The following is a 6,648-nucleotide window of genomic DNA, read 5'->3' on the forward strand; positions in this document are numbered from 1 at the left end:
AGCGGAGTGACAGAATCCGCCGCCGTTCCGCTGACAGAAGGGACCCCCTTCGACGGTGCGCCGCGACACGGACGGGCTCGTACAGATTCGGTGGAGATTACGGCACCGAAACTTACTCAACCGTCAGGTTTGTGTCCGACCCTTCCCCATGTGAGCGCTTTTTCCCACGCTGACCAGCGCGGGCCGGAGCGGTGTGTGCTTCCGTACCCCCTCCCGCCCCCCGGCCTGGTGGGGTAGCTTTCACGGCGCTGTGCGGGGCGTCACTCGACAAGAGCGCTGAGGAACGGGGAGCGGGGTTTGCGCGAGTTCACCAACCCTCCGTTGGCGTTGGCACCTCCGGTGGGCGGTCTGGCCGACGTGGTCTTCGAGCATGCCCAGGAGGACCCACAGCACATCGCGCTGGGCCGCAAGGACGACTCCGGACAGTGGCAGGACGTCACCAGCGCCGAGTTCCGTGACGAGGTGCTCGCCCTGGCCAAGGGTCTGCTGGCGAGCGGCATCCGGTTCGGCGACCGGGTCGCGATCATGTCCCGTACGCGCTACGAATGGACGCTGTTCGACTACGCGTTGTGGACCATCGGCGCCCAGGTCGTGCCGGTCTATCCCACGTCCTCGGCCGAGCAGTGCTTCTGGATGCTCTACGACGCCGAGGTGACCGCCGCGGTCGTCGAGCACGAGGACCACGCGATGACGATCGCCACCGTCATCGACCGGCTGCCCCGGCTTCGCCGGCTGTGGCAGCTGGACTCCGGCGCCGTGCACGAGCTGTACGACGCGGGCGCGCACCTCGACGACGAGGTGGTGCACCGCCACCGGCAGGCCGTCACACCCGAGTCGGTGGCCACGATCATCTACACCTCGGGCACCACCGGCCGCCCCAAGGGCTGCCTCATCACGCACGGCAACTTCATGTACGAGGCGGACACCGTCATCGAGCGCTGGGAGCCGGTGTTCCACTCCCGGCGCGGCGACGAGGCGGCGACCCTGCTGTTCCTGCCGCTCGCGCATGTCTTCGGGCGGATGGTCCAGGTCGCCGGGATCCGCGGCAAGGTGAAGTTCGGCCACCAGCCGCAGCTGAACGCGGCGGCCCTGCTGCCGGATCTGGCCGCGTTCAAGCCGACCTTCTTCCTGGCCGTGCCCTACATCTTCGAGAAGGTGTTCAACGCGGCCCGCCGCAAGGCCGAGAAGGAGGGCCGCTCCGGCCCCTTCGAGAAGGCCGTCGACATCGCGATCAGGTACGCGGACGCGATGGAGGCCAAGGCCTGGGGCACCGGCCCCGGCCCGTCGGCGGGCCTGCGCATGCAGCACCAGCTGTTCGACAAGCTCGTCTACACCAAGATCCGCGCCGCGATGGGCGGCCGCATCAAGCACGCCATGTCCGGCGGCTCGGCGATGGACCGCCGTCTCGGGCTGTTCTTCGCCGGAGCGGGCGTGCACATCTACGAGGGCTACGGCCTGACCGAGTCCACGGCGGCCGCGACCGCCAACCCGCCCGGGCGCACCCGGTTCGGCACGGTCGGGCAGCCCATCCCGGGCATGACCGTGCACATCGCGGACGACGGCGAGATCTGGCTGCACGGCGAGAACGTCTTCCAGGGGTACCTCAACAACCAGAAGGCCACCGACGCGACCCTGCACGACGGCTGGCTCGCCACCGGCGACCTCGGCGCTCTGGACGAGGACGGCTTCCTCACCATCACCGGCCGCAAGAAGGAGATCCTGGTCACGTCCGGCGGGAAGAGCGTTTCCCCCGGCGTGCTGGAGGAACGCGTCCGGGACCATCCGCTGGTCAACCAGTGCATCGTGGTCGGCAACGACCGCCCGTACATCGCCGCCCTGATCACCCTCGACCAGGAGGCCGTGGAGCACTGGCTGGCCATGCGGTCCAAGCCGCAGATGTCCCCGGCGCAGCTGGTGCGCGACGCGGATCTGGAGACGGAGGTGCGCCGCGCGGTGGTCGCCGCCAACACCCTCGTCTCACAGGCCGAGTCGATCCGCACCTTCCGCATACTGGCCCAGCCGTTCACTGAGGAGCACGGGTTGCTGACCCCGTCCCTGAAGCTGAAGCGGAAGGCCATCGAGAACGCCTACGAGAACGAGGTCGAGGCGCTCTACCGGGCGTGACCTCCGCCCCGCGGGGCAGGTGTGGCTTCGGAGATCTCCCGTCAGGAATGCATCACCGCCCGTGATCGTTGACGATGGGAGCACACTGACCACTTACCGAAGGATCGAGAGCTCGTGAGCAAGGTCCCCCCGATCATCCTGAACAACGGCGTCGAGATGCCCCAGCTGGGCTTCGGCGTCTGGCAGGTGCCGGACGACGAGGCCGAGACGGCCGTCGGGACGGCACTGGAGGCCGGGTACCGCAGCATCGACACCGCGGCGGTCTACGGCAACGAGGAGGGCACCGGCAAGGCCATCGCCGACTCCGGTGTGCCCCGCGAGGAGCTCTTCGTCACCACGAAGCTCTGGAACTCCGACCAGGGATACGACTCCACGCTGCGCGCCTTCGACACTTCGCTGGAGAAGCTGGGCCTGGACTTCGTCGACCTGTACCTGATCCACTGGCCGACGCCGGAGCGGGATCTGTACGTCGACACCTACCGGGCGTTCGAGAAGCTGCACGCCGACGGCCGGATCCGGGCCATCGGTGTCTCCAACTTCCTTCCCGAGCACCTGGAGAAGCTGATCGGTGAGACGTCGGTCGTCCCGGCGGTGAACCAGATCGAGCTGCATCCGCACCTGCAGCAGGCCGCCTCCCGTGAGTACCACGCGCAGCAGGGCATCGCCACCGAGGCATGGTCCCCGCTCGGCCAGGGCAAGGGCCTGCTGGAGGTCCCGGCGATCGTGGCCATCGCCCAGAAGCACAACCGCACGCCCGCGCAGGTCGTGCTGCGCTGGCACATCCAGCTGGGCAACGTGGTGATCCCGAAGTCCGTGACGCCGTCGCGGATCAAGGAGAACATCGAAGTGTTCGACTTCAGCCTCGACGACGAGGACCTGGCGGCGATCAGCGCGCTGAACGAGGACCGGCGCATCGGCCCGGACCCGGCCGAGTTCAACGGCGCCTGAGCCGCACCGGCAGCATCCGGGCCCGAAGCCCCCTCGCAGGACAGGCCGGAGACCCGGGAGCGCCCCGGTCCGGAGCCCCCTCGCGGGGTCCGGGGCCGGGGCGCTGCCGTTGTGAGGTGCATCGGGCCGGGTTCCCCTGAAGGCGCTTGACCCGCTACGCGGGCCGGACCGCCGTGTGCACCGTATGGGCCTCCAGGACGAACACGTCCGGGCGGCGGTGCAGGCCCGCCTCGTCGTCGGGGTCGAGCAGCCGGTCGACGGTCGCGAGGTCCTCGGCGTCGAGCTCCCCGGCGAGCATGTCACGCATGTGCGACAGCGACGCCACGACATAGGCGCGTGCCCGGTCCGAGGCGGGGGCCGGGAGATCGAGCAGGAAGCTGTGCGTCCTCGTGTGCTGGAGACCCGCGGCGGCCAGCAGGGCGGGCCAGTGCTCCGTCTCGGCCACGTGCCCGGGCAGGTCGGTGCGCATCCGGCTGAACCACTCCGCCTCCATCGCGTCGATCCGCGCCTGGAGCCCGGGCCGGCCGATGCCGATGTCGCGCGGCAGGAACCGCAGGGGCAGACCACCCTCCATGAGGGCGAGCGTGCCGCCCGGCGCGAGCCGCTGCGCGAAGGCGGCCAGCGCGGCCCGCTGGTCGCCCAGGTGATGCAGGCTGCGGCTCGCCCAGAGCAGATCGGCGGGGTAGTCCAGCTCGCCGAGCACTTCGGGCAGGTCACCGGTGAGCGTGCCGAAGCGGTCGGCGACGCCCAGGCGACCGGCTCGTGCCCGGGCCCGCTCCAGCAGCGTCTCGGAGCCGTCCACCGCCACGATCCGCGCGCCCGGGAACACCTCCGCGAACAGGCATGACACGACGCCCGGCCCACTGCCGGCGTCGACGATCAGCCCCGGCTCGGTCACCTCCTGCGCCAGCCAGCCCAGGGCCCGCTCGTAGAGGGACGCGAACAGCTCCGCCGAGGACTCCAGCATCGGGCCCATCTCGGCCCAGTCGAGATGGGTGTGGTCGTGCCGAGGGCCGTCGCCCCGCTCGTGGTCGTGGTGGTGCCCCATGGTGATCAGCCTCTCGCTCGGATGCGGTCAGCGTGCACCGACGCACCGAACGGAGGCCACCGCTGTTGCCGGTCCCGCAAAATCCGCCGGGGCCCGGTGCCCCGGCGGATCAGCGGTTCACCGCGAACCGGTCAGGACAGCGGCGGGTACGCGTTCTGCATCAACTGCCGGAACTGGGCTGAGAACCAGTGCCCGGACAGCGGCGCGTCCGACAGGGCACCGGACATGTTGTAGTTGTTGCGCGGGTTGCCCGTGTAGGTCGGGTCGCACATGCGGTCGAAGCCCTTGCCCTCGTCGTTGGGGATCTGCTTGCTCGCCCCGTCGGACTCGCCCGGCGGCTTCATCCACACGTACGCGTCGATCCCCGCGGCCGGGGCGGCCTTCGGACGCTCACCGAGGCCTGCTCCGGACTGGTTGCACCAGTTGCCGGCGTTGAAGCGACGGTCGTATCGCCCGCCGTCGACATAGGTGTCGACGCTGGTCGTCGCGCCCGGTCCGGTGGGCCGTGCGGTGCCGCCCCAGCCGTTGCGGGAGGTGTCGATCAGCATGCCGATGCCCGAGTTGAAGCCCGCCGTGACCAGCCGGCTGCGGAAGGCCTGGGCGTAGGACAGCTCGTCGAGGTAGCGGTTCCAGTCGATCCACTTCGACTCACGGACGGACTTGCCGGCCACGGTGTCGTCGATGGTGAAGTTGTTCTCCTTCAGGGCGCTGTAGTTCGCCGTGTTGGTGATGAAGCCGTGGACGTCGTTCACCGTGGCGCCCTCGGCGGTCGCCGCCTCCTTCATGATGGCGGCGGTGGGGCCGAAGTTGTCGTCCCAGCCGATCCAGCCGTGGTGCCCGGCGTCGACGTAGTTGTAGACGTTCGGCACGTCGCCGAGCTTGTTCAGCGCGTAGCCGACGCCCTTGACGTAGTTGCCGTTGGCCTTCATCACGTCACACTGCGGGACGGCCGTCGGGCGGCTGCCGGTGTTGGTGACGAGGTTGGGCAGCGAGTCGATCTCGACCGTGGTGACGATCCGCAGCGAGGCGTACTTCGGGTCGGCGAGGATGGCCTTGATGGGATCGATGTACTCGGTCTTGTAGCGGCCGATCTCGTCGGCCTTCAGCTCGCCGTTGGAGGCCAGGGCGGAGCAGTCCCGGCCGGGCAGGTTGTAGATGACGAACTGGACGACGAGCTCGCCGGAGCCCTTCTGGCGCAGCGCCTCGTCGAGGTGGGCACGCAGGCCCATCTTGCCGTTCGCGCCGTTGATGGCCGCGATGCGGTCCAGCCAGACGCCCGTGGGCTGGTTGGAGACGCGGCTGCCGCCCGGCTCGGCGGCGGCGTTCGCGGACCACTCCGGGTTCACGTACACCTTCGCGCCCTCGTAGGGGTTGTTCACCCGGTTGGACGGTCCGCCCGGGTCCGGCGGATCCGTGGGGCCGCCGGGGCCGCCGCCGTCGACGTTGCACGTGACACCGTCGAGGGTGAAGGTCGCCGGGATCGCGTTGCTGCCGCTGTAGCTGCCCTGGAAGCCGAAGCTCACCGAAGCGCCGGTTCCCAGCTGGGCGTTGTACGTCTCGTTGGCGGCGGTGACGGCGGCACCGCTCTGGCTCACCTTGGCGTTCCAGCCACTGGTGACCTTCTGGTCGCCGGCGTAGGACCACTTCAGCGACCACGACGACTTGGCGGCGCTGTTGTTGGTGATGGTCACGGCGGCCGTGAAGCCGGTGCTCCACTGGTTCTGGATCTTGTAGTCGACGGTGCAGGGGACTGCGGCGGCGTCGGCACCGCCCGGGTCGACGGCGAAGGCGGTTCCGGTCACGCCGCCGACCAGGGCCATGGCGGCCAGTAACGCGATTCTCGTACGGCTCATGAGTGGGGGTTCCCTCTTCCGTTGGATTCCTTGCGATGTGCGCGGTTCCGTGGGGGGTTCAGAGGTGCGGTGAGCTGTTCAGGGGTGCGGTGGGAGGTCCGCAGGCATGCAGGGGCCGGGGCGGCTCCGTATGCGGCCGGCACAGGGCGGCGGCTGTCCGCCGCGCGCGGCGCTCTCGCGCCGGCGGCGGCTCAAAGTACTGAACGCGGGGGGTGTCGCATGAGCGACTCCTTGCAGGTCGGGCGTGCCGTGACGGACGCGTCGACTGATGGAATCGCTCCCACTGGTGTCAAGGAAGGTAGCGGCAAGTGACGGTAAAGAACAGGGGAGTCGCTGACTTTTGCTCAACGCGGGGCGTCGAATCTTTTCGACTCTTCGAGGACCTTGACCGGTACCTGACGCATCCGCACTATGGGAGCGCTCCCACTGGTTCAAGCCTTGACTTCTCCGAGCCGCAAGGAGGAACCAGCACCATGCATCCCCCACCCCGGAGGCGGAGAGCAGTGCGGCGTCTGTGGACCGCCGCGCTCGCAGCTCTCACCCTTCCGCTGACGATGCTCTCCTCAGGGTCGACTCCCGCGCAGGCTGCGGCACTTCAGTGCAGTGTCGACTACAAGACGAACGACTGGGGCTCCGGTTTCACCGTGGACCTCACCCTCACCAACCGCGGCACGG

The 6,648-nt window shown here is 69.2% G+C and carries 5 protein-coding genes; 3 read left to right on the plus strand and 2 right to left on the minus strand.

What is annotated here, in order from left to right:
• Nucleotides 1-297: 297 nt before the first annotated feature.
• Complete coding sequence (locus tag ADK65_RS34400; RefSeq protein ID WP_053675172.1) at nucleotides 298-2,124, plus strand: AMP-dependent synthetase/ligase; 1,827 nt, start codon at nucleotides 298-300, stop codon at nucleotides 2,122-2,124.
• Between the two features lie 156 nt (nucleotides 2,125-2,280).
• Nucleotides 2,281-3,072 (plus strand): aldo/keto reductase, encoded by a 792-nt coding sequence (locus ADK65_RS34405; RefSeq protein ID WP_053675223.1) that lies wholly within the window; start codon nucleotides 2,281-2,283, stop codon nucleotides 3,070-3,072.
• A gap of 154 nt (nucleotides 3,073-3,226) precedes the next feature.
• Here ADK65_RS34405 and ADK65_RS34410 read toward each other — a convergent pair whose 3' ends face one another.
• Entirely contained in the window at nucleotides 3,227-4,120 is an 894-nt protein-coding gene (locus ADK65_RS34410) for a class I SAM-dependent methyltransferase (protein ID WP_053675174.1), read from the minus strand.
• Nucleotides 4,121-4,251: 131 nt separating this feature from the next.
• Nucleotides 4,252-5,973, minus strand: a complete 1,722-nt coding sequence (locus tag ADK65_RS34415) for a glycoside hydrolase family 6 protein (RefSeq protein ID WP_053675177.1) — start codon at nucleotides 5,971-5,973, stop codon at nucleotides 4,252-4,254.
• A gap of 473 nt (nucleotides 5,974-6,446) precedes the next feature.
• Here ADK65_RS34415 and ADK65_RS39535 point away from each other — a divergent pair.
• Nucleotides 6,447-6,648: hypothetical protein (locus ADK65_RS39535; protein WP_159038860.1), on the plus strand; the 202-nt coding region annotated here is incomplete at its 3' end.

This window comes from Streptomyces sp. NRRL B-1140, assembly GCF_001280065.1.
Lineage (GTDB): Bacteria > Actinomycetota > Actinomycetes > Streptomycetales > Streptomycetaceae > Streptomyces.

Excerpts from the sequence above, each read along its gene's own strand:
- ADK65_RS34405 (WP_053675223.1), top strand. The coding sequence starts at position 2,281 with ATGCCCCAGCTGGGCTTCGGCGTCTGGCAGGTGCCGGACGACGAGGCC.
- ADK65_RS34410 (WP_053675174.1), bottom strand. The coding sequence starts at position 4,120 with ATGGGGCACCACCACGACCACGAGCGGGGCGACGGCCCTCGGCACGAC.
- ADK65_RS34415 (WP_053675177.1), bottom strand. The coding sequence starts at position 5,973 with ATGAGCCGTACGAGAATCGCGTTACTGGCCGCCATGGCCCTGGTCGGC.